Source organism: Psychromonas ingrahamii 37, from assembly GCF_000015285.1.
Taxonomy (GTDB): Bacteria; Pseudomonadota; Gammaproteobacteria; order Enterobacterales; family Psychromonadaceae; genus Psychromonas; species Psychromonas ingrahamii.
Map to the genome: position 1 here is coordinate 2,713,169 of NC_008709.1, position 26,449 is coordinate 2,739,617.

Genomic DNA, 26,449 nt, shown 5'->3' on the forward strand with positions numbered 1-26,449 from the left:
AGGGCTTTTTTAGTTAAATTTGTTTGATTTTGTTAGGTAAGCAGGCAGATTAAACTGGATTTTCAATATCTATAAATTTAACATCAAAATCAAACTCGCCTGCTAACCATTCACCCAGGGCTTTTACCCCATAACGTTCCGTTGCATGATGGCCCGCTGCATAAAAATGAATGCCCATTTCTCTTGCAATATGCACGGTACGCTCAGAAACCTCACCAGTAATAAAAGCATCAATGCCCTGCTCAGCCGCGATAGTAATATAATCTTGACCACCCCCGGTACACCAGGCAATCGTTTTTATCTCTTTTTTCCCGCCATCAATATGCAGGGGTTTACGTGCTAATACGGATTCAATACGTGCGGATAATTGCTCGGGACTTATCGCCTGTTCAAATTTACCCACTCGAGCGACACAGCGCTTATCCCATGGCTCTAACGGACGACGGTCAGTAATGCCCAATAATGTTGCCAATTGGGCGTTATTACCCAATTCTGGGTGTACATCAAGCGGTAAATGATACGCATAAAGGTTAATCCCTTTATCCATCAGGGCCTTGATACGCTTATATTTCATGCCGACTATCTCCGGCCCTTCCCCTTTCCAAAAAAAACCGTGATGAACCAAAATGGCATCGGCATCATCGAGAGCGGCGATATCGATTAATGCCTGGCAGGCAGTGACGCCGGTAATTATCTTTTTAACTTCCGGCTTACCTTCAACTTGTAAACCATTTGGACAGTAATCTTTAAACTGATGAATTTCTAAAAATTGATCTAATTTATTGGCAAGTTTTTGATTATTCATAGGCACTCCAGTAGATTAAATTTTTATTTTTAAAAAGTATAACGTTATTTATGCTTCATTCTGTCTTGTTTGATAACGATAGTCTGTTTTATTTTTCTATCAGATAACGTGTTGGGATAATAAAAGAAAATTGACTGCCCACCCCTATTGTACTTTGTACCTTTAATTCACAGCCGTAATGACTCAGGGTATGTTTGACAATAGAGAGACCCAAACCGGAACCGCCGGTATCTCTAGAACGCGAACCTTCAACACGATAGAAGCGCTCCGTAAGACGATGAAGATGCTCTTCAGCAATGCCTTCTCCATCATCAACCACAGAAAAATGGCCACCGGTTTTACAGGAAAGACGCCATCGCACCTTAACTGAACCATGCTCAGGTGTATAGTTAATGGCGTTATAGATTAAATTTGCCATCACACTGCGTAACTGCATCTCATCACCCAGCAAATGCAAGTTCGGATCTATTTCAAATTTAATGGTTAAAGATTTATTTTTTCCTAATTCAATCGCTTCATTTTCAATCTGCTTAAGCAAAAAAGGAACATTAACCACGGTATTTAAATCAACACTGCCTGCACCTTCTATTTTAGACAAAATCATTATCTGCTCTACCAACGCACACATTCGTTTTGTCTGCTGGTCTAAAATAGTCAGCGTTTTTGATTGTTGCGGACTGTCCACCAGCTGCATATCCAATATTTCAATGTAACCTTGTAATACCGTTAACGGGGTGCGCAATTCATGAGAGACGTTGGCCACAAAACGACGACGCATTTCGTCCATCTCTCGATAACTGGTCACGTCTCGAACAATCAATAAACGTTTGTGTTTTGCGTAGGGCATAACACTAAATTCAAGTAATTTATCTGCGTGAATAGGAGAAGGTAACTCTAATAATTCAGAAGAATCATCACGTTTTAAAAATGCCAAAAATTCAGGATCAGGTACTAGGGAGGTAATATGTTCTCCTGAAACTTCTTTACGAGAAAAACCCGAATTATCGGTTCGCTTAAAACCCAGTTGAAATTGTGCCAAACGATTGGACCAAACAATACCCCCGCTTTTCGCATAAACTATCACCCCATCTGAAAGCGCTTCTGAACCTTCACTAAAACGGCGAATGATACCGGCCAAATCATTACGACGTTTGCGATGCCTTTGCTGCATATTATGAAGGCCATTAAATGCATGTTGCCAGTCTAATTTACCCTTGGGCAGGATGGTGCTTTTATCAAACCATAACCAGTTATTTAATTTTTTCAGGTAATAATAATGCCACACAATATGGGCAAACAAGGAAACCAGTAATAAGTCTTTTAAACAATTAAAAACAATACCTAAAATAATAATTGGGGCATAAAAAACAGACAATGCGATAATTTGATGTTTTGCGGTAAAAGCTTTCAAAGTAATAACTCTATTAATATAAATTACTGATTTATCAAGTGATTAAAAACGTTTCGATGATCAAAATCAGCACGGTGAGCCGTGGATAGTTTAGGCCCTTAAAGTGGAAGCTTTAGTCATTCCAAATCGATACGTCATCACCTGAGATGACGGTTAAGGTTATATTAGCTACGGACTGAAAAGCGATAACCGGCACCGCGTACGGTTTGGATTAAATGATCATGATCTGCTAACGCTTTACGCAGTCGTCTAATATGTACATCTACGGTACGGTCCTCAACATAGACATTGGTTCCCCATACATTATTAAGCAATTGCTCACGACTGTAAACGCGTTCCGGATGAGTCATAAAAAAATGTAATAAATTAAACTCCGTTGGTCCCATATTCAATGCTTCATCGGCCAACGAAACACGATGAGAAACCGGATCGAGTTTCAGCTTATTGAAGGATAATTCATCATCGAGGGAAGTTGGATTAACACGTCGCATCACTGTTTTTAATCGCGCCATCAACTCTTTAGGCGAAAAGGGTTTAGTGACATAATCATCCGCACCATTTTCCAGGCCCCTGACTTTATCTTGCTCTTCGCCTCGAGCGGTCAACATGACGACCGGGATGGAGCGTAAAATATTATCTTGTTTGAGGTGGCTAAGTAATTTTATGCCACTACCGCCCGGAAACATCCAATCCAGTAAAATCAAATCGGGATAGGGTTCGTGTAATTGATTTAATGCACTTTGATAAGTATCGGCTTCAATGCACTCATAACCATGCTGGTCTAATACAAAACATAACATATCGCGGATTGCGACTTCATCTTCTACAACTAATATACGGCTCGCCATTTGATACTACCTATCTGTTCTGAGTAATGGTTAGTTTGAAACTACTTCGATTAAACCATTATTGACTTACATTATGACAGTTATATTACAAACCTTCATTATTTGTCATAAATTTGCAATAAAAGCATTATGATGCAAAAAAAATGCAACACTTACCGATTTCCCTAAAATCATTTACACTTGTACCCAAAATACCGGAAGATGCTGATTCAGCATCTTTAAGTCATTTAGGACTAACTCTCTATCACTAAAGGTGCATTACATGTTTTTCAAAAACCTACAAGTTTATCGTTTTACCCGCCCCCTTGAACAAGACATTGATACATTAGAAAGAAATCTTGAAGAATTTAAATTTAAACCCTGTGGCAGCCAGGATATTTCGAAACTAGGCTGGGTCTTCCCGATGGGAAAATCAGGCTCAATGTATACTCACATTGCAGGCAAGCAAATTCTGATTTGCTTAAAAAAAGAGGAAAAGATGTTACCTGCAGGGGTCATTAAAGATCAACTGAATGAACGCGTGGAAGCGATTGAACTTGAACAGGGCCGCGCACTGAAGAAAAAAGAAAAAGACAGTCTAAAAGAAGAGATTGTCATGCAGTTGTTACCACGGGCATTTAGTCGTACTTCACAAACCTTTGCCTGGATCGATTCAGAATCAGATATGTTATATGTTGACGCATCCAGTACCCGTAAGGCCGAGGAGCTTATTTCATTACTGCGTAAAACATTAGGCAGTTTGCCCATTGTCCCTATCCAGCTTAAAAACCAGGCAGATGTGATTATGACCGATTGGTTAACCGAGGGTAATATCCCCGCTAACTTTGCATTAGAAGATGAGGCCGAATTATGTTCGGCATTAGAAGGTGGCGGTATTATTCGCTGTAAACAGCAGGACTTATTATCCGATGAAATAAAAAACCATTTATCAGCTGATAAATTTGTGACTAAATTAGCCCTGTGCTGGGCTGACAGTATCTCATTTATTATTGGCGAAGAATTTGCGCTTAAACGCATTAAGTTTGCCGATGTATTGCAGGAACAAAATGAAGATATCGATAAAGATGATTTTGCGGCTCGCTTCGATGCTGACTTTGCCCTGATGACGGGAGAAATTAAACAGCTCATTCCGGCTGTGCTAGCGGCTTTTGGTGGCGAGCAAAGCCTTTAATAAAAAATAGACAGCATTCGGTTACAGGTAAATTGCCTCTCTGCCTCACCTGAAAAGAGGGTCTGTTGACCATTCGAGTACGAATTTTTTTCAATATAAAAGTGTTCTGAGCAAGGAATGCATCGTTCACATAGTTATTCTATGTAAACGACAAATAACGCAGGACGCTTTTAGATGAACCCGAAGGGCAACATTTGTGGGCACTTTTTACTGCGTTATAGCCTGCTTATGTAGAATAACTACACCGCGCAAGCTCTGCCTTGTATAAAGCACGCACAAATTGCTGCAAAAATGTACACGAAAGGTCAACAGCCCCTAAATACCTTTGATATTCTTCTCAAAAATATCGAAGGTTTTTTATCTTTGTTCCTCAAAAAATGAAAAAATCTGTTAATATCTTCGCTTACAATCCCTTAAAATTTTCAATGAGTCGAATAATATGAGTGTTTCAATTTTTGGCAGTGCAAAGGCTAATAGTGCGACAAAAGCCCTTCTTTTAGGATCTGGAGAACTGGGTAAAGAAGTGGCAATTGAACTGCAACGCTTTGGTATTGAAGTGATTGCGGCAGATAGTTATGAAAATGCGCCTGCAATGCAAGTCGCGCATTCATCCCATGTTGTTAGTATGCTGGATGGCGAAAAATTAGCGACAATTATTCGAGCCGAAAAGCCTGATTTTATTATCCCTGAAGTAGAAGCCATCGCCACGGATACATTACTTGCCTTAGAAGCAGAAGGTTTTAATGTAGTACCCACAGCCCGTGCCGCAAAATTGACTATGGACAGAGAAGGTATTCGCCGCCTCGCTGCTGAAACCTTAGGAATAAAAACATCACCCTATATATTTGCAGACAGCAAAGAAGAATATTTATCTGCGATCGAGAAAATAGGCAAACCTTGTGTGATTAAACCCGTTATGAGCAGTTCAGGTAAGGGCCAAAGTATTGTAAAAAGCGCTGCCGATTTAGACAATGCATGGACCTATTCTCAAGTTGGCGGTCGTAGTGGTGAAGGTCGTATCATTATTGAGGGTTTTGTGCCCTTTGATTATGAAATCACGCTATTAACAGTGAATGCCGTTGATGGTACTCATTTCTGTGACCCTATTGGTCATCGTCAGGAAAATGGTGATTACCGCGAATCCTGGCAACCACAAGCAATGTCAACGGTGGCGCTGCAGAAGGCACAGAATATCGCCAAAAAAATAGTCACTGAACTAGGTGGATATGGTTTATTTGGTATGGAGTTTTTTGTCAAAGGCGATCAGGTTTATTTTAGCGAAGTCTCCCCTCGCCCGCACGATACCGGATTAGTTACCTTAGTTTCACAGGATGCTTCAGAATTTGCGTTACATGTTCGTGCCATTTTAGGTTTTCCTATTGGTCGTATTATTCAATATGGCCCCTGCGCATCGAGTGTTATTTTAGGCAATGGTCTATCCGATGATATTAAATTTACCAACCTAGATCAAGCACTCGGCAGCGTCGCCGGTGCGCAAATTCGACTATTTGCCAAACCAGATATCAATGGTCAGCGACGTTTAGGTGTCGCCATTGCACGTGGTGAAACAGTTGAAGAAGCCGTTGATAATGCCAAGACTGTCTCGAATAAAGTTAATATTATTTATTAAGTAACGCTGCTAAAATTTTGTTGTCAGTATTTAAAGGTAACTTTAGTTACCTTTTTTTATGTCTTTTTTCTCTCCAAACACAGCCAGCGCTTAAAAAAAACACAACTTCAGCATAAAAAACTTGAAAAATAACACAATCACCATTACTGTTGTTTTATACAGTGTTTTTAAATACAGGTGTTTATATGTTATCTAACTGCATGCAAGCCAAAAATAAAATAAAATCAGAAAATAATAAATCACTACACTTAAGCCGCAAAAACCACGTCAATGTCAGTTATAATTTAGCCAACTATCACGCATTATTGGCACATATGAACAATGATCAGGATCAACGTTGGATATTATTTATCGCCCCTCCCGGTAAGCCTAATTTTAGTTTTTTACAACGCTCAGGTATTCATAAAAGTCGCGTGCTCACCCTTGATGCCCATAGGGTAAAAGATTCACTTACGCTGCTTAAAAGCACACTGCAAAGTAATAACTATTCAACCGTTATAACCTGGTTAAGTGAAATTGATAAAACACTACAGGCTGAATTACAGGGTTATTGCCAGACAAGTAAAACAAACTGCTTTGTTTACTGTAAACAATAATCTCAACGTCCTAAAATTTGTTATACCCGAACGACTTGAAGATGCAGATTCAGATTCAAATAATTTGGGGTTATAATGCTGACAATTTTATCGAATAGGCAGCATTAATATGTACCACTACTGTGAAAAAACCAAAAAATTAATTAATCTTATCGGCAGCGGCAATGCCGCTTATGTGCCAAAAGCGATTACTTGTGCAATTAACACTCTAGACAGAATTGCGGCTAATAAAGATTTACCGGAAAATGTTAGAGAAGAGGCTGCTTATGCGGCTGCAAACCTGTCACTCAGTGATTATAAAGACGATTAAAAAATAGTGGTCAGGAATAAGATAAGTTAACCTGAGAAAGTGAGAAGCTTTCAGGGGTGGGAAATATTAACTTAAGCCGATATCTGTTTAAAAAAATGGCGATAATAATAGATAATCACCATTTTTCAATAACTTGATTTTAGGATCTTCATAACCTAAAAGCGATAGCGTAAACGTCCTATCAAAGGGACTCAACTAAACTGTTATACTTCAACCTCAAGCATACGGGCGATACGATCTTCTTCCTCTTCACGTGCCGCGCTGATTTCACTTAGAATATTATCGACATCGGTTATTTCATTGCTTTCAGCAAATAAGCCCGTTAGCACAACATCATTTTTCAACTCACCTGCTTCATATAAGGCCCAGATTTCTTCGGCATACTTGCTGTCTTTCAGCGCCGGGGCAAATTGTGCATAATAAGCGGTCATATTATTAACATCGCGAAATAACATTCGTTTGGCATTGTTATTTCCGGCTGCGTCAATGGCTTGAGGTAAATCGATAATCACAGGTCCCCACTCATCAACTAACACATTAAATTCTGATAAGTCACCGTGAATAATGCCAATATTCAACATGCGAACAACATAATTCATAATTTCCAAATGGTCATCTAATGCTTGCTCTTCGGGCATACTGACATCATTAAGACGTGGCGCGGCAAACCCCTCTTCGTCAGTGATTAAATCCATTAATAAAACACCTTCAAAACAGCCGTAGGGTTGCGGTACGCGTACGCCTGCATCGGATAATTTGTATAAAGCTTCTACTTCAGCATTCTGCCAAAGTTTTTCCTGTTCCCCACGTCCAAACTTTGACCCTTTTTCCATCGCACGGGCGCGACGTCCGTTGCGTACTTTGCGGCCTTCATTGTATAAAACGGCTTGTTTAAAACTACGTTTACTTGCCTCCTTGTACACTTTAGCGCAACGCACATGCTCACCACATTGCACCACAAAAACAGTTGCTTCTTTACCACTCATTAATTGGCGTAATACCTTATCAACTAAACCATCGTCAACAAGAGGTTGTATTCTTTTAGGTGTTTTCATATTTTTTTTTACATTCTCTTATTGTTAATAATTGATTTCAGTATGATAGCATTTAGCTTGATGTCGTTTGCTTGTTGAAGGTCCGTACCTGTTATAGGGCGCATTAAAAGCTAACGTCCAGATCAAAGAATAGACCTCTCTATTGTGCGGATTGTCACCCATTATTATTGGTAGACTATTAATAACTTTTCCTAGCCTTTTAATATTACGCTGTTTGCTTACATTGATTTGTTGAAATTCAACAGGATTTCCACAATCAACCACTTTTCATTTGACGCGGGGGCAGTTTTACTGCTGATCCCTACTGATTTTATCATTTGTAGATCTAAACAACCTTTTGCCGCGCTATAAACTGGCTGTGATTATACTTGTACCCGCGCATATTGACTAAAAAAATGAACCAAAAATGTCACAATTATCATAGAACTTATCATTTAAGTCCTGCCTATGAACGGATAAGTGTAACATTGATAGCAGTACCCTGCAGTTAAAATCACCGATACCTTCACTGTTTTGAAATTAATTAGTGGCTTGCGTTTGACTTCTCGCCACGTCACGGTAACCTTGAAAAAAATAGTAACTGTTGAGACTTAAATGGCCTTAAAAAAACCCGAAAATATGCATTATGAAGAAGCTATCGACGAACTAGAAAATATTGTCAACCATTTAGAAGTGGGTGACTTAGCTTTAGAGGATGCTTTAAAACAATTTGAACGGGGCATTGCATTAGCGCGCAGCAACAACCAAAAACTTCAAAAAGCACAGCAGCAAGTTAACATCTTAATGCAACAAGACGCTCAGGCACCGCTTCAAGAATTTAATGATGAGTAAAGTATATTGTTTAAAAGTGCATTATTTTTGTAATAATTCACTTTTTCTGTTTTTATCCTATTAACGTTCAATTAACACAACTATAAAACCCTATGACACAACTTGCAGAAACTCTGAATCAATATCAGCAACGTGTTGATAAAAATTTAAATAAATATATCAATATCACCCACCCTATCTCCCCTTTATTGAATGAAGCCATGGGATACGGAGCTTTATTAGGCGGCAAACGCGTCCGACCATTCTTGGTTTACGCCGTCGGTGATATGCTTGGTTGTTCATTGCAATCGTTAGATCCACTGGCGGCTGCCGTTGAATGTATTCATGCTTATTCATTGATTCATGACGATCTTCCGGCGATGGATGATGATGATCTTCGGCGCGGGCAGATGACTTGCCATAAAAAATTTGATGAAGCAACGGCGATTCTTGCAGGTGATGCATTACAAACCTTAGCGTTTGATATAATATCAATGCCAAACAAGGCAATAACAGCACAAGCACAATTAAAAATGGTCAATTTTTTAGCGAAAGCGGCAGGTGATCATGGTATGTGTGCCGGACAAGCGTTAGACTTAGTCGCTGAAAATCAATCTGTCAATTTGGTTACCCTGCAAAAAATACACCAGGCAAAAACGGGTGCTTTGATAAAAGTTGCGATTCAATTAGCAGCGATGACCAAAAGCGATTTACACGAAGATCATTTTCAGTTATTAAATACTTTTGCCGACGCAATCGGTTTGGCATTTCAGGTACAGGATGATATTTTAGACATTATCGGTGATACACAAACTCTGGGTAAACCCCAAGGTTCCGACCTTGCTCTGCATAAATCAACCTACCCGGCACTATTAGGTTTAGAAGAAGCACAAAATAAAGCACAAGCACTTTGCCACGAGGCACAACTTGCTTTATCACAATTACCTTATAATACAGAATTGCTATCGAAATTTGCACAATACATCATCGCGCGCGATAGATAGGCAATATCTACACTCATTAAAATTACCAATAAAAACATTTAGTAATTTTTTATTATTTTCTATATACACGACTGAAGCTTATGCCATTGGATTTAAAAAACTACCCATTGCTGACGAATATTAATTATCCAGAGGATTTGCGGTTATTAAAAAAAGAGCAATTACCGGCTTTTTGTAATGAATTACGTTCATTTCTTCTAAATACTGTCAGTCAAACGAGCGGTCATTTAGCATCCGGTTTGGGTGTTGTTGAATTAACTGTTGCTCTGCATTATATTTACCGCACGCCTTTTGATAACCTTATTTTCGATGTTGGCCATCAAGCATACCCGCATAAAATTTTAACGGGTCGGCGAGATAAAATGGGCAGTATTCGTAACTTTAAAGGCTTACATCCCTTTCCGTGGCGTGAAGAAAGTGAATATGATGTGTTAAGCGTTGGTCACTCCTCGACATCAATAGGGGCAGCATTAGGCATGTCAATTGCTGCCGAAAAAGAACAACAAGGCCGCAAAGTAGTCGCTGTTATTGGTGATGGTGCCATTACCGCGGGCATGGCATTTGAAGCCTTAAATCACGCAGGTTCATTGCACAATGATATGCTGGTGGTGTTAAATGATAATGAAATGTCAATTTCTGAAAATGTCGGGGCTTTAAATAACCATTTAGCAAAAATACTCTCCGGTGATATTTATACTCAGCTTAGAGAAGGCAGTAAAAAAGTACTTTCTAATATCCCTCCCGTTAAAGAGCTGGCCAAAAGAACGGAAGAACACCTTAAAGGAATGATCTCACCTGCCACCATATTCGAAGAGTTTGGTTTTAACTATATCGGCCCGATGGACGGTCATAATGTTATCGATTTAGTGGATACGTTACGCAATATGCGCTCCCATAGCGGACCGCAGTTTTTACATGTAATGACGAAAAAAGGCAAAGGTTATAAACAGGCAGAGCTTGATCCTATTAAGTACCATGCGGTACCAAAATTCACACCGGATCAGGACCTTCCAAAATCACCACCCAGCTCTGCTACTTTTTCACAGGTATTTGGAGATTGGTTAAATGATATGGCCGATCAGGATAATAAACTGACGGCAATTACGCCAGCAATGCGCGAAGGCTCCGGTATGGTGAGCTTTTCAAAACGACATGCTGACAAGTATTACGATGTGGCTATTGCTGAACAGCATGCTGTCACACTGGCGGCCGGCATGGCAATTGCTGGATTAAACCCTGTTGTTGCTATTTACTCAACTTTTTTGCAACGTGCCTATGACCAACTTATCCATGATATTGCTATCCAAAATCTAGGGGTGTTATTTGCCATAGACAGAGCCGGTATTGTGGGTGCGGATGGTCCAACACATCAAGGTGTGTTTGATTTAAGTTTTTTACGCTGCGTTCCTAATATGATTGTAATGACCCCGTCCGATGAACAAGAGTGTCGGAATATGCTTTATACGGGTCATATGCTCAATCAGCCTGCCGCGGTCAGATATCCACGCGGCACCGGAACCGGTATCGAGATAAACAAACAGATGAGCAGGTTAACTATTGGTAAAGCGAAGGTGGTAAAAGAAGGTAAAAATCTTGCCATATTATGTTTTGGTACCTTTTTACAACAAGCCTATTCCGTCGCAGAAAAATTGAATGCGACCCTGGTTGATATGCGCTTTGTTAAACCGCTTGATAAAGAGCTGCTTGATAATCTCGCCAGCACCCACAAAGAGTTTGTCACTATTGAGGAAAATAGTATTGCCGGTGGCGCAGGCTCAGCAGTTAATGAATATTTTATGTCTCAGCAAATAAAGACAAGCGTTTTAAATATAGGCATACCCGACAGGTTTATTGAACAGGGAACGCAGCAGGAAATATATACATTACTTGAGCTCGATAGTGCTGGAATAGAGAAGCAAATTGTCAGCTACTATAGCCATCTCAAATAAACGAAAAAGGTTAATATTTCTGCAGGCCTATCTGTATTACGCATTTAAATCACGTAATAGCACAGGTTAGCCTGCAGCAGATAGCCTACTGATATTCATTTGCTAAACCACTGAATACACTGGATCACTTAATTTTAATCTTCTTAGCTATTGATCATTCTAATTTTAAATCTACTTAAAATGATCCCATCCGCCCGTCGAATAAGTAACCGCTTGCTTTTCTTTAAAAAACGCGATTAATTCAGATTGTTGTAAAGTCGTACGGCCGATCACGGAAAGGCTTGGTATAGGCTGTGTTTGTTGAGCTATTCTCTGCTCTAATAGCCTTAAATTATTTTCACTGATTGTAAATAATAATTCATAATCATCCCCACCGGTTAATGCGTATTGTACTGCCTCATCATTGTTAAGCTTTCCTAAATTAACTTCTTTCCGCATCGTTTTTGACAAGGGTAAAGATTCTATCGCAATGTTTGCAGCGCAATGAGACGCTTTCAAAATATGGATAAGATCCTGGGTTAAACCATCGGAGATATCTATACAGCTTGATGCTAAACCGCGTAATAAAATACCGAGATCAACACGCGGCTCAGTCAGCTCTAACGCATCCACAAAGTACTGAGGATTTGTGACCGCTAACTCATTTAATTTTATAGACAAGCCTAAAGCGCCATCTCCAATAAAATTTGAAACACAAATCAGATCGCCCAAGTTAGCTTTATTACGTTGCAGCGCTAACCCTCGAGGAACAATACCTTTCACAGAAACAGTGATCGATAAAGGACCTTTTGTTGTATCACCCCCCACCAACACCACATCGAATTTGTCTGCTAATGCAAAAAAGCCGCGTGTAAATTCAGATAACCAATTGGGATTATTATTCACCATAGCACCATTGGGTAACGTAATAGCAAGGGAAACCCATTTAGGTAATGCGCCCATCGCAGCTAAGTCGCTAAGGTTCACGGCAAGCGCCTTATAACCTAACCGATATGGGTCAACATCCTCAAAGAAATGGACGCCACACACTAAACTGTCAGTGCTAACGGCCAATTGGTAACCCTCTGGAATATCCAAAAGAGCACAATCATCACCGATCCCTAACGCCACACCACTATTTTGAACTGTTGTGCTGCGTTTAAAATAGCTGTCTATCAAATCAAATTCACTGAGATTCATTTACGTTTTAACTTCAAGGTTGCTTTTACATTGGCAGTTGGTGTTGTTGTGTTTTTGCTGTTTTTATTGATAAATATTTTTTTTGCCGGCTGATGACTATTATTGGCTCCCGTTGATTTTTTTATGGCCTCCGATTGTGGGGCTTTGCTAACGGGTTTTGCAGGATCAGTCGCTGTCTTTGACGAAGAAGAAACCGCTTGGTTTATTTCTGCCAGTTCTATATTGGTTAAATTACGCCATTGGCCTGGTTTTAAATTGCCTAATCCTACTTTCATAATGCGTGTTCGTTTTAATTTCAGCACTTCATAACCTAAGTGTTCACACATACGCCTGATCTGGCGATTTAATCCCTGAGTCAGGACAATGCGAAAGATAAAGCGACTGTCTACTGTTACTTTACAAGGCTTGGTAATTGTATCAAGGATAGGGACACCACGCTGCATACGCTCAACAAAGCGTTCACTTAACGGTTTATCAACGGTGACCAAATATTCTTTATCGTGCGCATTTTCAGCACGTAATATTTTATTGACTATATCACCATCACTGGTTAAAAAGATTAAACCTTCAGAAGGTTTATCTAGTCGTCCTATTGGAAAAATGCGTTTTTTATGACCAATAGCATTAATAATATTGCCATGGATATGACGCTCTGTCGTGCAGGTGATGCCGATCGGTTTATTATAAACAATATAGATACGATCCAATTTATCCTGAGCACTGGCGTTAATTCGCTTGCCGTCGACCAATACGAGATCACCAAGTTGCACTTTTGTACCTAATTCAGGTATATCACCATTTATTTTTACACGATTTTGCTCAATCAACTTATCCGCTTCCCGGCGTGAACAAAAGCCTGAATCACTGATAAACTTATTCAGCCGTATTTCACTATTATTATCCACAATATTATCCTGTATTAATCGTTTAAAACCCAAAAAATGTCCTTGCACAGCGATTAAAAAGGCGCAGCCCGTTTGGGTAATAAATAAAATGGGTATCGATGACTTGCTATGAACATTAAACATTAAACCGTGAGCAAATGAAACAGCTCAAAAGTAATGAATTATCCGTTAACAACCGGTTGACCGCTCTGCCTTTTTTAGTTAGAACAGCAAAACTCAGCCGCAGCACTCTTCAGCATACAGCCCAGGGATAATAGTTTTTTGTATTATATGGCGTTTATTGGACTTTCAAAATAGTTTATTTATGTCGCTATTAGCGCAAAACAACAGCATGTTGCATTGACTGATCTTTTATATTCATTTAACTGCGGCCGTTTCTCCCAATCGGTTTTTGGAGAAGACTTGTGACGGACTAGAACAAAGTAGATAACTGCCATGATTGTAAAAACCATCAGGTAAGTCCTATAACTTTTCCAGCAAAATTATAATAGAAGACAGTATAAAAGATGATCAAACAGCCCACGTATGTTGATTTTACTGCAGATATTTTTATTTCAGGCATAAAAAAAGCAGCTAGAAAGCTGCTTTTTTTATTAATTTGGTGCCCGAAGCGAGACTTGAACTCGCACACCCATAAGGCGAGGGATTTTAAATCCCTTGTGTCTACCGATTCCACCATTCGGGCGTTTACTTAAATTGCACTAAGTAACTGCGAGGCATTCTATAGAAATTATTAGCAACTACAAGTGGTTAACCTCGTTAAAATGAACAAAACCGTTCAACTGCTTACAAAGCAATCAAAATAAGCAGCTTGCTCACATCAAGCGCGTCAGGGAGGGACAATTCAGATTATTAAACACTTATCGGGTTATTGAACTCTTATAATGAGTTAGGGATAATTTTACACCATAAGGAGCTGATATTAGAAAAAGCCTATCTTTCTACTAAGCGCTTGGCACTTTATTTCAGGCATAAAAAAAGCAGCTAAAAGCTGCTTTTTTTATAAATTTGGTGCCCGAAGCGAGACTTGAACTCGCACACCCATAAGGCGAGGGATTTTAAATCCCTTGTGTCTACCGATTCCACCATCCGGGCATTTACTTAAATTAAGTAAGTGCGGGATATTCTATAGCACTTTTTATCCAGTACAAGTTTTTAACCGTGTTTAATCAATAAAAACGTTCAAGTGCTTGTAAATTAATCTAAACTACCATATTTCCAGAATTTACAAGGTGCAGTTGATAGCATTTAACAGCAGCACTAATCTACAATAAATAATTTAACAGACCGTTCGGGAGATAAATTTTAAATACACGTCGAAATAGCGGTCCCCATAAATTCAATCGCAGTGACGCCTCTCATAAAGACAACAATTATCTAAGATAGACTAGACTTTCCAACGAGTCGACTTTAAGACAGATCTGAATAATAAAGGGCAAGCAAAAATTTATTTTTTGATATTTAAATGAGTCAGAATAAGTGGAAAAATGTTAAACTGATTTGAGCATAAAGGTTAACGATCAATATTTTTCTTAAACCAGATGCTTAAGTAACTAGATATTTTCTTGTGCAGACTAAATTTATCGACCATCAATTTAGTCCGTTTTAGAGAAAGTATTTAGTCTTGTTTATAATAGTTTTGCATTTCGGATATGAAAATGAATAAAAATGATCCTCTAGATGGCGTTAAACTCGAACAGATATTGACTGAACTTGAAGCTAAATTGGGCTGGCGTAAAATGGGAGAATTACTTAATATTCGCTGTTTTATGGACAAGCCTAGCCTTAAATCTAGTTTAAGATTCATGCGAAAGACACCCTGGGCACGCAGCAAAACAGAGGTTCTTTACCTTAAAGTTTTTTTTAGCGACCACCCCGCCACCACGTTATTAATAAGAAAAAATATTACCCGGCAAAGGGAGGCGTCTGCACAACTTCCTGAAAAATCGGACTCCTTTGCTTGGCCATCATTGAAAGATAAACAGAGCGATAATTAATGCTGATGATAATTGGGATTTCATGTTAAAATCTCACGGTACTGTTTATTTTTATTAGATTAATATCTCATATTGATATCTCCAGATAAACAAAAAATAATTAATTAAGCACTAGGAAAAAAATACCAATGGCACAACAAAATAAATTTGATTACCGTATTACCCAAGAAGGCGATAAATGGAATGCGGAAATCACCCGCCGAGTGACTGCCCGTAGAACAAGTGTCTCAAAGCGCCAAAATGGTTTTGAAAATGAAGCGTTAGCAGAAGTATGGGCAAAAGAAGAACTCGTACAGTTTGTGAAAAATTTACAGGCCGCAACGATACGTAAGGCGGACAAACGTACTGTGCGCAATGAATTAGCAGCTAAAGCAGAAGCTGAAAAAATAGCAGCCGCTGCAGCATATGAAGAAAAGCGCCTTGCAGCCATGGAAGCGCAAGATCAACAAGAAAACGAAGAAGCCTAATTATCAGGCTAATGTAGTTATCAGACTAATAGCGTCATAATCTAACGGTTGTATTCTACACATCAGGTTATACTGAGATATCCAAACTAGTTGAAGATACAGTAATCAGCATCTTCACGTAGTTTGGGTATATACAACTGCTAACTACCTCTTAAATTATAAATACCCTGTTCGTTAAGCGGGCTCGTTAAGTAGACTCGGTTTAATAATATTTATTAATAGGTGACAGATCACTTGTATAAACTAATTATTTACACGCTTATTTTATCATTTTACCCGCATTTCATCGCTGCAGAAGAGAACAACAAGGGTATCTGCTTTAGTAAAAGCGAACAGCATAGCTTACTCGATGATAGCTACCATTATCTTAATACTAAATTTTGTCAGCCCGCCCCGTGGTTTGACAATTTTTTTATTGATCAAAAAACAACAAAAAATGTGCGCGCTGGTACTATGATACGTTGGTATAATGATTTGATCTGGCTTGACGGCAAAGGTTTTTCATATGAGCCCAATATCAGTGCTCGACTCTACCTGCCAAAAATAAGTAAAAAATTTAAAATCATTTTCGAGTCCGATACAAAAGATACAATCAAAGAACTGTTTCCAGATGACCAGTCCCAACAAACCAAAAATGCATTAGGACTGAGCTATGATGTATCGGTCAAGACGCGCAGCAGTCTTAATATAAAAGCAACCTTACGCCCTGGTTTAGAAGTCAGCTATCGTTATATCTACCCTTTTACGCAGCAGACCTTATCGCGATTTACACAAAAAGTTTATCAAAACAAAATGGTCACCGGTGAAATTACTTATTTTGATATTGACCATTCATTTAATGATAAATTTTTATTGCGCTGGGCAAACTTCGCCGGATTAGATACTGACGTTGAAGGTATTGAAATGGGAACGGGTTTGACCCTATACCATTACATCTCCCCCACTCAGGCACTCAATTACAGAGCCAGTATCAGCGCTAAAAATAAACCCGACTATTATATTGATAATACGCATTTAGGGTTAACCTATCGACACAACATCATCCGCAGCTGGTTTTTTTATGAGCTATCTCCTGAAATAAACTGGCCAAAAAACAGCCTTCAGGAGCAAAGCAAAGATGTCTCTTTTACACTGCGCTTAGAAGTTATGTTTAAAAATATATAATAACAATCACGGCCTTTAGCACAGCGTCAAAGTCCCCTACCTCTGTTTATCGTCTATCGACTCAGATCCTTAAAAAAGAGCAGAAATTTCGCTTAATAGCTGTTGTACGCTATCAATTAGGAAGCATATCTATTTAAATATTGCTTTCAAACCAAAAGGCAGCGAAATAACACACTCTGAGTAAAATACACCAGCATTCATTTATTATAAAATAGTTTAGCTAAGTAGGCTTGCCGCACCAGAAATTTAATTGATGGGAAACGCTTTATAGTGCAATCGAATTTGTTCTGCTATTTGTGCTTTGAGCGATGTCGAAATAAGACAAATATCTTGCTCGGGAAGCAACCTTAAAAATCGTTTAATTAACTTATCCTGAGGAGCAGGCGTAATATCCACCCAACTCGCTAATAACACACGATTGATTCGCGCAGGTAAGGATCCTAGTGTCCCGGTGTCATTCTGATTATGGATTAACAAACCGGTAGTGGTACCCTTGTCTAAGGTTAAAACCTGGTAAAAATACAGAGTATGATAATTTAACTGAGCGATTTTTTGAGCCTCTGTTGGTGACTCAGAATGAAGTGTTTTTTGTGCTAATATCTCGCTATAACATTGTATAACGGATTCCCCAAAGTTTTTTGCAAAGTGATTGGTGGTCATGCTATCAGGATTAAAGCCCTCAAGATAAAAATGGCTCACACCGCGAAAACATTGCAAAGCAGGAATATAAAAATACGCATTCCCCAAACGCTCCCCCTGCTGATAATATTTTCCGGTTATTTCTTTTAAGCAATTATCAAATTTTTCTTTCTCTTTCTGATCGGGTATAGAGGGATTTAAGTCCGCCATTATTCGCCATGAACCTTGACCATTTTTAAATTCAGTCCAGCTAATATGCATATGCAGAGAAGGCGCTAACGGATTACTCGGGTGAATGATAGTCGAAAGCGCGGTCGCGGAAGAAAAGGACTTATTGGGCAGATCGTCATATTGCACTTGAGAAATATTGATTGAAGCACGGTTAAAGAGTTTGCCTTTCACGGCCTCAAATCTGAGTCCCCCACCATGTAGCCCTTCGTCTCTAAGCCACTCAACGGTTTTAAATTGTGCCGGGCAGCCAAACTCTTTACTTACCAACTGCAATATTTCCATAAAGTCACTTTGTAACGTTAACAGCATCTTCATTGTTTCTTGCGCTTTATTTGAAGTGGGTGCAATTTTCATATAATTATTTAATCCGGTAACTTTTTTACTAAGAACGAGTGTAATAAATACGGTCCTTAATAGTAAGAGGTAATATTAATTATCACCTATTAACTATTAAGGACCGTTTAGGTTTTATTTGATATAAAAAATTGAAGTATCAATAGCTTAGCTGACCATTTTTATCTGTTCAGTCGTAGGATTATTATTTAAGTTTAAGATACATAAATGCCAACCTGCGGTGACTAAATTAAAGTAGCGCCGTTATGTAAAAGTAAACACGCGACTTAATTTGCGCTTTAAGGACGTAACGTTAAGTCGAGCTGATCAACTATTTCAGCCCAATCGGCATCTTCATCTTTAGCTTGCTTTAAAAAATCTGCCTGTGCACTATTCCAAAAATTAGCTTCATGCAATTTGGCATCCCCCTTCAAAATAGCGTTTTTGTTTATAAAAGAACGAATTCCCGTCTCAGAACTATCCAAGCCTAATTGATCAAACAAAGCTGATAAAGAATGATTTTGTGTGTCCATTTTAACCTCTCATATGTTGACTTATTTGGAAAATCTTTGATAAGTATAGTGACTTATCACTGCCTAACTACCTAATACCTAATACCTAATACCTAATACCTAATACCTAATACCGTATTTTTCTGGAATCAGTATAATCTACTTTAAATTTTATTTTTTATCTCGACAGTATTGCCCTCGGGATCATTAATGTAAATAGAGTTACCAAATCCTTGTGCGCCATATCGCCTGGTAAACGGCTCAACAATAAGGCCAAAACTTAATAAATATCTGCTAATCTCTTCTTCCGGCATGGCTTTTATTTGCAAACAAAAATGATCCATATTGTTTTCTGTATGAGTAGCAGCACCACCACCGAGATGACCTAATTCACTATCAACAGAGACTAAATCAATTAAAGCATTACCTGCACGTAACTGAATCAACCCTGTTTCTGGTGACGTTTCCCTTTCAATACAACAACCTAGAATTTGACAATAAAAAGTTAACATTTCAGCCATTTTTGTCGTTCTGAGAACAAGATGATCAATACCGTTAACTTCAATGCGCATTTTCACATTCACCGCCTTTATAGATATCTGCAATTTATGCAAGGTTACAAACTGAACTTCGCATGGAATTTCGCATAAATATTGCTTAAAAAAAAGATAGAATAAGTCTTTTCATTTTAGGCTATTAAGATTGCAATGCCACCCTTAATTCTATTGAGAGCCTAATTACGCTGCTAATCTGTGTTATACCAAAAGAACTAAAAAGCTGATCACCCTTGCTGGTTAAAAGAATTAATCACTTGATTAATTCTTTTGGTATTACTAATGCAAATTTGCATAAAAAAGATCTGATATTGTGCAGAAAAAACGAATACTAGCAAGTTGTATGATGGCTGGTTATTGCAAATAAAACAACGAGGTTAGTCTTTATTTTCACCCGTAAAAGTGCTCAAATAGTGGTATGGATTGGTATAATATGCGCTCACCTTTGCTGCGCAGACAAGCGGTGAGCTATTTTTTGTGTATTTAATAATAACAGCTTTAATCCATTACCATTAATGAAATTCTACAACGGTAACCACGAAATATATTTATTTTTGAAATAAAAAAACCCCGTTAAATAACGAGGTTTTGAGACTATTGATACAAAAATATCTAAAAATATCAGCGGGTAATTACCAACCTGTTACTTCACGTAATGCTTGACCAATCTGAGCAAGTGATTTAGTGGTTTTAACACCAGCATCTTCAAGTGCTTTAAACTTATCATCGGCAGTCCCTTTACCACCGGCAATGATTGCACCGGCATGTCCCATACGCTTACCTGCAGGTGCAGTAACACCGGCAATATAAGATACGACAGGTTTAGTCACATTTGCTTTGATAAATGCAGCGGCTTCTTCTTCCGCAGTACCACCAATCTCACCAATCATAACAATAGCTTCAGTTTCAGGATCTTCCTGGAAAAGTTTCAGGATATCAATAAAGCTTGAACCTGGGATAGGATCGCCACCGATACCCACACAAGTAGACTGTCCAAAACCTTCATCAGTTGTTTGTTTAACTGCTTCGTAAGTTAATGTCCCAGAGCGAGAAACAATACCTACTTTACCTTTTAGATGAATGTGACCAGGCATAATGCCAATCTTACATTCGTCAGGAGTGATAACACCAGGACAGTTAGGACCAATCATAACAACACCAGCTTGATCAAGTTTAACTTTAACGCTAACTAAATCCAGTGTTGGAATACCTTCAGTAATGGTAACAATCAGTTTAATACCCGCGTCAATCGCTTCTAATATGGCATCTTTACAAAATGGAGCTGGTACATAGATAACCGATGCTGTCGCACCTGTTTTTTCAACTGCTTCGCGTACCGTATTAAATACAGGAAGACCTAAATGCGTTTGACCACCTTTACCCGGTGAAACACCACCGACCATTTGTGTGCCGTATTCAAGCGCTTGCTCAGAGTGGAAAGTACCTTGTCCGCCAGTGAAACCCTGGCAAATTACTTTAGTGTCTTTATTAATTAAAATGCTCATTATTTGCCACCTACCGCTTTAACCGCTTGCTCAGCAGCATCTGTTAATGATGCAGCTGCGATAATATTAAGACCAGATTCTGCAAGAATTTTACGACCTAAATCAGCATTGTTGCCTTCTAAACGCACGATAACAGGCACTGTTACACCAACTTCAGCTACTGCGCCAATGACACCGTCAGCAATTAAATCACAACGTACAATACCGCCAAAGATGTTTACTAAAACAGCTTTAACATTATCGTCAGAAAGAATGATTTTGAAAGCTTCGGTAACACGTTCTTTGGTTGCACCGCCGCCTACGTCCAGGAAGTTAGCCGGATTACCACCGTGTAAATGCACGATATCCATTGTTCCCATTGCAAGGCCGGCACCGTTTACCATACAGCCGATGCTACCATCAAGAGCAACATAGTTAAGTTCCCATTGTGCAGCATGCATTTCACGTTCATCATCTTGCGTTGTATCGTTTATCGCATGTAACGCTTTTTGACGGTACATTGCGTTAGAATCGATAGAAATTTTACCGTCTAAACAGATAAGATCGTCTTGTGCAGTCACAACCAGTGGATTGATTTCTAATAACGATAAATCTTTCTCTTCAAAAAGAGTCGCAAGACCCAGAAAGATTTTTGTAAATTGACCAATCTGTTTACCAGAAAGACCTAATTTAAAGGCAAGTTCACGACCTTGGTACGCTTGTGCGCCCACTAATGGATCAATCATTGCGGTATGAATAAGCTCAGGCGTCTCTTCTGCTACTTTCTCAATTTCTACACCACCTTCTGTCGATGCCATAAAAGTAACACGTTGTGAAGCACGGTCAATAACCGCACCTAAGTAAAGCTCATTAGCAATATCACTACAGCTTTCTACTAATAACTTATTAACCGGTTGACCGTTTGCATCGGTTTGGAAAGTAACTAAGTTCTTACCTAACCATTTATGTGCAAACTCACGTAAACCATCTTTAGTGCTAACTAACTCAACACCACCGGCTTTACCACGGCCACCTGCATGTACCTGACACTTGATAACCCATTTGTCTCCACCAATTTGAGAGGCTGCACTTACTGCTTCCTCAGCGGTATCGCATGCGATACCTTGTGGTACAGGTAATCCATATTCTCTGAACAACTGTTTTGCCTGATATTCATGCAAATTCATGATTCTTATCCATTTATTTGGTTTAACTTAATGACCCTATTAATCAGGTCATAACTCGAAGTAATGTTACTTACGTTAGCGCCGGTTATATTGACTAAATTACGGAAGATATAAACAGCGCTGGACTACCCCTTAAACATCCAATAATAAGCGCGTTGGATCTTCAAGCAATTCTTTGATTGCGACTAAGAAGCTAACTGATTCTTTCCCGTCGATTAAACGGTGATCATAAGAAAGTGCCAGATACATCATCGGTAAAATTTCCACTTTACCGTCAACTGCCACAGGACGATCTTGAATTTTATGCATGCCTAGGATGGCGGCTTGTGGAGGGTTAATAATAGGCGTTGATAATAAAGAACCAAATACCCCGCCGTTTGTAATAGTGAAGTTACCACCAATCATTTCATCAACGGTTAATTTTCCATCACGGCCTTTAATCGCAAGTACTTTTATACCCTTTTCGATTTCAGCAAAATTTAAATCATCCACATCACGTAAAACAGGTGTCACTAAACCGCGAGGTGTTGAAACAGCAATACTGATATCAAAGAAATTATGATAAACAATTTCATCACCATCAATAGCCGCATTCACTTCAGGGAATCGTTTCAGTGCTTCTGTCACAGCTTTAATATAAAACGACATAAATCCTAAACGTACACCGTGTTTCTTCTCAAAAACTTCTTGATATTGGCGACGAAGATCCATAATCGGTTTCATGTTAACTTCATTAAAGGTGGTTAACATTGCAGTAGAATTTTTTGCTTCTAATAAACGCTCAGCAACACGCTTACGCAAACGTGTCATTGGTACGCGCTTATCGCTGCGAGCAGCTACCGCAGCAACAATGTCAACTTTTGGTTCAGTTTGTTCCTGATTTTTTGTGACTCGATGTTTTTCTACATCTTCACGTGTAATAGAACCGCCTTTGCCTGTTCCCTTGATATCGGCGGCATTTAACCCTTTTTCAAGAATTAAACGTCGCACCGATGGGCTTGCATCTGCAGTGTCAGTAGCAGTAGCAGCGGTGTCAGTAGCAGATTCAGCAGGCGCTTCATCAGTTTCAGTTTTTTGCTCTTTTACCGGCGCTGCTGCACCTTCTTTTAATTGACCCAACAATTGCTTTGAAAGGACGGTTGCCCCTTCATTTTCGATGATGCTTTCCAATACACCAGAGGCAGTTGCTGGCACTTCTAACACTACTTTGTCGGTTTCTATTTCAACAAGTACTTCATCACGCTCAACAAAATCACCAGGTTGCTTATGCCAAATGGCAACACTTGCATCAGCAACTGATTCTGGAAGCTCGGGAACCAATATTTCAATCATAATTGACCTTTCCTAGGGTAAAAACCCTAAACTAAAAAATTCGGGTTTGTTTTAAATATTATTCAACAACGGCCAGTGCGTCATTAATTAATGCTTTTTGCTGCTTGAGATGTAAAGACATATAACCAACAGCCGTTGAAGCCGATGCGTCGCGGCCGGCATAACGTAATCGCGCGTCAGCTGGCAATATACTCCTGAAATTATGCTGAGTACAATACCAAGCACCTTGATTTTGAGGTTCTTCCTGACACCAGACAAAATCTTTAACGTGTTGATAAGCACTTAAAATATCATTAACTTCATTCGCGGGGAAAGGATATAGTTGTTCAATGCGTATAATTGCGACGTTAGTCAATCCGGCATCACGACGTTTACCTAAAAGATCGTAATACACTTTACCACTGCACATAATAACAATATTTACTTCTTTAGGATCATGCTCATCAATCTCAGCAATCGCATTTTGGAATGTACCATTTGCTAATTCATCTAGACTGGAAACCGCTTCAGGGTGACGTAATAATGATTTAGGTGACATTACAATTAATGGCCGACGCATTGAGCGCACTACTTGACGGCGTAACATATGGTAAACTTGCGCTGGTGTAGAAGGTACACATACTTGCATATTATGTTCCGCGCAGAGTTGCAGATAACGCTCCAATCTGGCAGACGAATGTTCCGGTCCTTGCCCCTCGTATCCATGTGGTAATAAAACCGTTAAGCCACACATACGTCCCCACTTCTGCTCTCCAGAAGATAAGAACTGATCAAATACAACCTGTGCACCGTTAGCAAAATCTCCAAACTGCGCTTCCCATATACACAAGCCTTTAGGGGCACCTGTTGAGTAGCCATATTCAAACGCTAATACCGCTACTTCCGACAGCACTGAATCATAAATATCAAAATGACCCTGTTTTTCAGAGATATTTTTAAGTGGAATATAGCGCTTTCCTTCCGTTTGCTCATGCAATACGGAATGACGATGGAAGAAGGTACCACGGCCGGAATCTTGACCGACCAGTCGAATATTAAACTCACTGTCAAGCAGCGTTGCATAAGCTAAATTTTCAGCAAAGCCCCAATCACATAATTTTTCACCACGTGCCATTAATTTACGATCGTTATAAATCTTTGTAACGCGTGAGTGTTGCTTGTGGGCATCCGGGTAGTGGCTAATTGATTCCCCTAATTCCATTAAACGTTCTTTAGGAAATTTTGATTCATAGGGAGCATCCCAGTCATGCTTTAAATAGGGAGACCAGTCAACTGAACGGTGCTGCATAACTTGCCATTCTTTCACGACACATTCACCGCTGTCTAAGGCATCACGGTAATCTGTTACTAATTGTTTCGCATATTGCTCATTAATAACACCTTCAGTAACAAGCTGCTTTGCATAAATTTCACGTGGTGTGGCATGCGCTTTAATTTTTTTGTACATCAAAGGCTGGGTCGCACTGGGTTCATCGGCTTCATTATGGCCATGACGGCGGTAACAAACCAAATCAATAACAACATCCCGTTTAAAGGTATTACGGAAATCCAGTGCTATTTGTGTAACAAAAATAACGGCTTCAGCATCATCTGCATTAACATGAAAAATCGGTGCATGAACCATTTTTGCAATATCGGTGCAAAAACGAGTAGAGCGAGCATCTTCCCGGTCAGATGTTGTAAAGCCAATTTGATTATTGATAACGATACGCACTGTGCCGCCAACTTTAAACGCACGTGCTTGTGACATATTAAATGTTTCTTGCACAACTCCCTGACCTGCGATCGCGGCATCGCCGTGAACGGTAATGGGCAGTACAGTTTCACTAAAAGCTTTTAAACGCTCTTGCCGGGCGCGAACAGAGCCCAATACAACAGGATTAACAATCTCTAAATGCGAAGGGTTAAAACTCAGCGCTAAATGCACATTACCTTTCGGGGTTTTAAAATCACTGCTAAAACCCTGATGGTATTTCACATCGCTTGAACCATCAATAGTGCTATGTTTGCCTGCAAATTCGTCAAATAAATCCGCGGGTTTTTTGCCGAACACATTAACTAATACATTAAGACGGCCTCGGTGAGCCATTCCTAATACGACTTCCTGTGCGCCTTGCTCTCCAGCACGTCGAATCAACTCTTTTAACATTGGAATAAAAGAGTCACCACCTTCTAAGGAAAAACGCTTTGCACCGGGGAATTTAGAGCCAAGATAACGTTCAAGACCTTCCGTTGCAGAAAGTTCTTCAATAAAACGATTCTTTGCCTCATAGCTGAACGAAGGTTTACTTTCACAGGATTCGATACGGTTTTGCAACCAGCGTTTCTCATCCGTATTAGTGATATGCATATATTCCGCACCCACTGACCCGCAATATGTTCGTTTCAGTGATGCGATAAGATCACGTAATACCATCGTTTCATTAGAGGCCGCGTAGGACCCTACATTAAAGCTCGCATCAAGGTCTGCCCCTTCTAACTCATGATAGAAGGGATCTAATTCCTTGATTGTTTCCAGTATAGTCAGCCCTAACGGATCCAATGAAGCCACTTCGTGGCCTCGATTACGATAGGCACCTATTAACTGCAAAACGCGAACCTGTTTCGCATCATTATGCTCTACGTCATTAGGCGGGGTAATACATTTTGTTGCTTTGGCGGCCAGTTTCATCTGCGCACGAATGCGGGAATGCGCTTCTTCAGGTTTATCACTGACTTGTGGTAAATCATCAAATACTTTCCGCCAGTTGGCGTCAACAGATAAAGAATCTTCTAAATATGACTCATAGATATCTTCAATATATGTTGCATTGCCCCCGGAGAAATGGGATGAAGCTAACCATGTCTTCATAACATTAGTTGGCATTTAAGTTTCT

The 26,449-nt window shown here is 39.4% G+C and carries 23 protein-coding genes and 2 tRNA genes; 10 read left to right on the top strand and 15 right to left on the bottom strand.

Annotated features, from left to right (window positions below):
* Positions 1 to 49: 49 nt before the first annotated feature.
* The 3 genes from PING_RS11490 to phoB all read right to left on the bottom strand — a co-directional run bounded on the left by PING_RS11490 (position 50) and on the right by phoB (position 3,064).
* On the bottom strand, positions 50 to 805 hold the full coding sequence (locus PING_RS11490) for a Nif3-like dinuclear metal center hexameric protein (RefSeq protein WP_011770531.1): 756 nt from the start codon (positions 803 to 805) through the stop codon (positions 50 to 52).
* 88 nt (positions 806 to 893) lie between these two features.
* Complete coding sequence (gene phoR, locus PING_RS11495) at positions 894 to 2,216, bottom strand: phosphate regulon sensor histidine kinase PhoR (protein WP_011770532.1); 1,323 nt, start codon at positions 2,214 to 2,216, stop codon at positions 894 to 896.
* A 164-nt stretch (positions 2,217 to 2,380) separates the two neighbouring features.
* Positions 2,381 to 3,064 carry a phosphate regulon transcriptional regulator PhoB gene (phoB, locus tag PING_RS11500; protein ID WP_011770533.1) on the bottom strand — a complete coding sequence of 228 codons (684 nt, stop codon included), beginning with the start codon at positions 3,062 to 3,064 and terminating at the stop codon, positions 2,381 to 2,383.
* 262 nt (positions 3,065 to 3,326) lie between these two features.
* Here phoB and rdgC point away from each other — a divergent pair, with 262 nt between their 5' ends.
* From rdgC to PING_RS11520, 4 genes are all read left to right on the top strand, one after another.
* Complete coding sequence (gene rdgC / locus PING_RS11505; protein ID WP_011770534.1) at positions 3,327 to 4,235, top strand: recombination-associated protein RdgC; 909 nt, start codon at positions 3,327 to 3,329, stop codon at positions 4,233 to 4,235.
* A gap of 439 nt (positions 4,236 to 4,674) precedes the next feature.
* Positions 4,675 to 5,865: a formate-dependent phosphoribosylglycinamide formyltransferase gene (purT, locus tag PING_RS11510; protein WP_011770535.1), complete on the top strand. Its 1,191-nt coding sequence runs from the start codon at positions 4,675 to 4,677 to the stop codon at positions 5,863 to 5,865.
* A 185-nt stretch (positions 5,866 to 6,050) separates the two neighbouring features.
* Positions 6,051 to 6,461 (top strand): SulA-like leucine-rich domain-containing protein, encoded by a 411-nt coding sequence (locus PING_RS11515; RefSeq protein WP_011770536.1) that lies wholly within the window; start codon positions 6,051 to 6,053, stop codon positions 6,459 to 6,461.
* Positions 6,462 to 6,570: 109 nt separating this feature from the next.
* Positions 6,571 to 6,771: a YaeP family protein gene (locus PING_RS11520; protein WP_011770537.1), complete on the top strand. Its 201-nt coding sequence runs from the start codon at positions 6,571 to 6,573 to the stop codon at positions 6,769 to 6,771.
* Between the two features lie 203 nt (positions 6,772 to 6,974).
* Here the strand turns inward: PING_RS11520 and PING_RS11525 are convergent, their stop codons facing one another.
* Positions 6,975 to 7,826 (bottom strand): PA4780 family RIO1-like protein kinase, encoded by an 852-nt coding sequence (locus tag PING_RS11525; RefSeq protein ID WP_011770538.1) that lies wholly within the window; start codon positions 7,824 to 7,826, stop codon positions 6,975 to 6,977.
* 594 nt (positions 7,827 to 8,420) lie between these two features.
* On the opposite strand from PING_RS11525, the gene xseB reads away from it, so the two are divergent.
* From xseB to dxs, 3 genes are all read left to right on the top strand, one after another.
* Complete coding sequence (xseB, locus tag PING_RS11530) at positions 8,421 to 8,657, top strand: exodeoxyribonuclease VII small subunit (RefSeq protein ID WP_011770539.1); 237 nt, start codon at positions 8,421 to 8,423, stop codon at positions 8,655 to 8,657.
* A 92-nt stretch (positions 8,658 to 8,749) separates the two neighbouring features.
* Complete coding sequence (ispA, locus tag PING_RS11535) at positions 8,750 to 9,640, top strand: (2E,6E)-farnesyl diphosphate synthase (protein ID WP_011770540.1); 891 nt, start codon at positions 8,750 to 8,752, stop codon at positions 9,638 to 9,640.
* A gap of 80 nt (positions 9,641 to 9,720) precedes the next feature.
* Complete coding sequence (gene dxs / locus PING_RS11540; protein WP_011770541.1) at positions 9,721 to 11,589, top strand: 1-deoxy-D-xylulose-5-phosphate synthase; 1,869 nt, start codon at positions 9,721 to 9,723, stop codon at positions 11,587 to 11,589.
* Positions 11,590 to 11,760: 171 nt separating this feature from the next.
* Here dxs and thiL read toward each other — a convergent pair whose 3' ends face one another.
* From thiL to PING_RS11560, 4 genes are all read right to left on the bottom strand, one after another.
* Positions 11,761 to 12,768 (bottom strand): thiamine-phosphate kinase, encoded by a 1,008-nt coding sequence (gene thiL, locus PING_RS11545; protein ID WP_011770542.1) that lies wholly within the window; start codon positions 12,766 to 12,768, stop codon positions 11,761 to 11,763.
* Positions 12,765 to 13,673, bottom strand: a complete 909-nt coding sequence (gene rluF, locus PING_RS11550) for a 23S rRNA pseudouridine(2604) synthase RluF (protein ID WP_049753029.1) — start codon at positions 13,671 to 13,673, stop codon at positions 12,765 to 12,767. Before rluF ends, thiL begins: the two co-directional genes overlap by 4 nt.
* 599 nt (positions 13,674 to 14,272) lie before the next feature.
* Positions 14,273 to 14,358: transfer RNA gene (locus tag PING_RS11555), tRNA-Leu, on the bottom strand.
* Positions 14,359 to 14,682: 324 nt separating this feature from the next.
* Positions 14,683 to 14,768: transfer RNA gene (locus PING_RS11560), tRNA-Leu, on the bottom strand.
* Between the two features lie 557 nt (positions 14,769 to 15,325).
* Between PING_RS11560 and PING_RS11565 the strand changes: the two genes are divergently transcribed.
* The 3 genes from PING_RS11565 (at position 15,326) to PING_RS11575 (ending at position 17,301) form a co-directional block, all read left to right on the top strand.
* Positions 15,326 to 15,670: a VF530 family protein gene (locus PING_RS11565; protein ID WP_011770544.1), complete on the top strand. Its 345-nt coding sequence runs from the start codon at positions 15,326 to 15,328 to the stop codon at positions 15,668 to 15,670.
* 128 nt (positions 15,671 to 15,798) lie between these two features.
* Complete coding sequence (locus tag PING_RS11570) at positions 15,799 to 16,137, top strand: DUF3622 domain-containing protein (RefSeq protein ID WP_011770545.1); 339 nt, start codon at positions 15,799 to 15,801, stop codon at positions 16,135 to 16,137.
* Positions 16,138 to 16,371: 234 nt separating this feature from the next.
* Positions 16,372 to 17,301: a hypothetical protein gene (locus tag PING_RS11575; protein WP_011770546.1), complete on the top strand. Its 930-nt coding sequence runs from the start codon at positions 16,372 to 16,374 to the stop codon at positions 17,299 to 17,301.
* Positions 17,302 to 17,547: 246 nt separating this feature from the next.
* Here the strand turns inward: PING_RS11575 and PING_RS11580 are convergent, their stop codons facing one another.
* The 7 genes from PING_RS11580 to PING_RS11610 form a co-directional block, all read right to left on the bottom strand.
* Positions 17,548 to 18,525 carry a coproporphyrinogen III oxidase gene (locus PING_RS11580; RefSeq protein WP_011770547.1) on the bottom strand — a complete coding sequence of 326 codons (978 nt, stop codon included), beginning with the start codon at positions 18,523 to 18,525 and terminating at the stop codon, positions 17,548 to 17,550.
* Between the two features lie 278 nt (positions 18,526 to 18,803).
* Positions 18,804 to 19,037: a DUF2789 domain-containing protein gene (locus PING_RS11585; RefSeq protein WP_011770548.1), complete on the bottom strand. Its 234-nt coding sequence runs from the start codon at positions 19,035 to 19,037 to the stop codon at positions 18,804 to 18,806.
* A 143-nt stretch (positions 19,038 to 19,180) separates the two neighbouring features.
* Positions 19,181 to 19,588 (bottom strand): VOC family protein, encoded by a 408-nt coding sequence (locus tag PING_RS11590; protein WP_011770549.1) that lies wholly within the window; start codon positions 19,586 to 19,588, stop codon positions 19,181 to 19,183.
* Positions 19,589 to 20,202: 614 nt separating this feature from the next.
* Entirely contained in the window at positions 20,203 to 21,075 is an 873-nt protein-coding gene (gene sucD / locus PING_RS11595; RefSeq protein ID WP_011770550.1) for a succinate--CoA ligase subunit alpha, read from the bottom strand.
* Complete coding sequence (sucC, locus tag PING_RS11600) at positions 21,075 to 22,241, bottom strand: ADP-forming succinate--CoA ligase subunit beta (RefSeq protein WP_011770551.1); 1,167 nt, start codon at positions 22,239 to 22,241, stop codon at positions 21,075 to 21,077. Before sucC ends, sucD begins: the two co-directional genes overlap by 1 nt.
* A 132-nt stretch (positions 22,242 to 22,373) precedes the next feature.
* Complete coding sequence (odhB, locus tag PING_RS11605; protein WP_011770552.1) at positions 22,374 to 23,573, bottom strand: 2-oxoglutarate dehydrogenase complex dihydrolipoyllysine-residue succinyltransferase; 1,200 nt, start codon at positions 23,571 to 23,573, stop codon at positions 22,374 to 22,376.
* A 58-nt stretch (positions 23,574 to 23,631) separates the two neighbouring features.
* The gene (locus PING_RS11610; RefSeq protein WP_011770553.1) at positions 23,632 to 26,439 is read right to left on the bottom strand and encodes a 2-oxoglutarate dehydrogenase E1 component; all 2,808 of its coding nucleotides are present in this window, start codon (positions 26,437 to 26,439) and stop codon (positions 23,632 to 23,634) included.
* Positions 26,440 to 26,449 lie beyond the last annotated feature (10 nt).

What these genes read in the sequence shown, in the direction of transcription:
- PING_RS11490 (WP_011770531.1), bottom strand. Translation starts at nt 805, where the DNA reads ATGAATAATCAAAAACTTGCCAATAAATTAGATCAATTTTTAGAAATT.
- phoB (WP_011770533.1), bottom strand. Translation starts at nt 3,064, where the DNA reads ATGGCGAGCCGTATATTAGTTGTAGAAGATGAAGTCGCAATCCGCGAT.
- rdgC (WP_011770534.1), top strand. Translation starts at nt 3,327, where the DNA reads ATGTTTTTCAAAAACCTACAAGTTTATCGTTTTACCCGCCCCCTTGAA.
- purT (WP_011770535.1), top strand. Translation starts at nt 4,675, where the DNA reads ATGAGTGTTTCAATTTTTGGCAGTGCAAAGGCTAATAGTGCGACAAAA.
- PING_RS11515 (WP_011770536.1), top strand. Translation starts at nt 6,051, where the DNA reads ATGTTATCTAACTGCATGCAAGCCAAAAATAAAATAAAATCAGAAAAT.
- PING_RS11520 (WP_011770537.1), top strand. Translation starts at nt 6,571, where the DNA reads ATGTACCACTACTGTGAAAAAACCAAAAAATTAATTAATCTTATCGGC.
- PING_RS11525 (WP_011770538.1), bottom strand. Translation starts at nt 7,826, where the DNA reads ATGAAAACACCTAAAAGAATACAACCTCTTGTTGACGATGGTTTAGTT.
- xseB (WP_011770539.1), top strand. Translation starts at nt 8,421, where the DNA reads ATGGCCTTAAAAAAACCCGAAAATATGCATTATGAAGAAGCTATCGAC.
- ispA (WP_011770540.1), top strand. Translation starts at nt 8,750, where the DNA reads ATGACACAACTTGCAGAAACTCTGAATCAATATCAGCAACGTGTTGAT.
- dxs (WP_011770541.1), top strand. Translation starts at nt 9,721, where the DNA reads ATGCCATTGGATTTAAAAAACTACCCATTGCTGACGAATATTAATTAT.
- thiL (WP_011770542.1), bottom strand. Translation starts at nt 12,768, where the DNA reads ATGAATCTCAGTGAATTTGATTTGATAGACAGCTATTTTAAACGCAGC.
- PING_RS11565 (WP_011770544.1), top strand. Translation starts at nt 15,326, where the DNA reads ATGAAAATGAATAAAAATGATCCTCTAGATGGCGTTAAACTCGAACAG.
- PING_RS11570 (WP_011770545.1), top strand. Translation starts at nt 15,799, where the DNA reads ATGGCACAACAAAATAAATTTGATTACCGTATTACCCAAGAAGGCGAT.
- PING_RS11580 (WP_011770547.1), bottom strand. Translation starts at nt 18,525, where the DNA reads ATGAAAATTGCACCCACTTCAAATAAAGCGCAAGAAACAATGAAGATG.
- PING_RS11585 (WP_011770548.1), bottom strand. Translation starts at nt 19,037, where the DNA reads ATGGACACACAAAATCATTCTTTATCAGCTTTGTTTGATCAATTAGGC.
- PING_RS11590 (WP_011770549.1), bottom strand. Translation starts at nt 19,588, where the DNA reads ATGCGCATTGAAGTTAACGGTATTGATCATCTTGTTCTCAGAACGACA.
- sucD (WP_011770550.1), bottom strand. Translation starts at nt 21,075, where the DNA reads ATGAGCATTTTAATTAATAAAGACACTAAAGTAATTTGCCAGGGTTTC.
- sucC (WP_011770551.1), bottom strand. Translation starts at nt 22,241, where the DNA reads ATGAATTTGCATGAATATCAGGCAAAACAGTTGTTCAGAGAATATGGA.
- odhB (WP_011770552.1), bottom strand. Translation starts at nt 23,573, where the DNA reads ATGATTGAAATATTGGTTCCCGAGCTTCCAGAATCAGTTGCTGATGCA.
- PING_RS11610 (WP_011770553.1), bottom strand. Translation starts at nt 26,439, where the DNA reads ATGCCAACTAATGTTATGAAGACATGGTTAGCTTCATCCCATTTCTCC.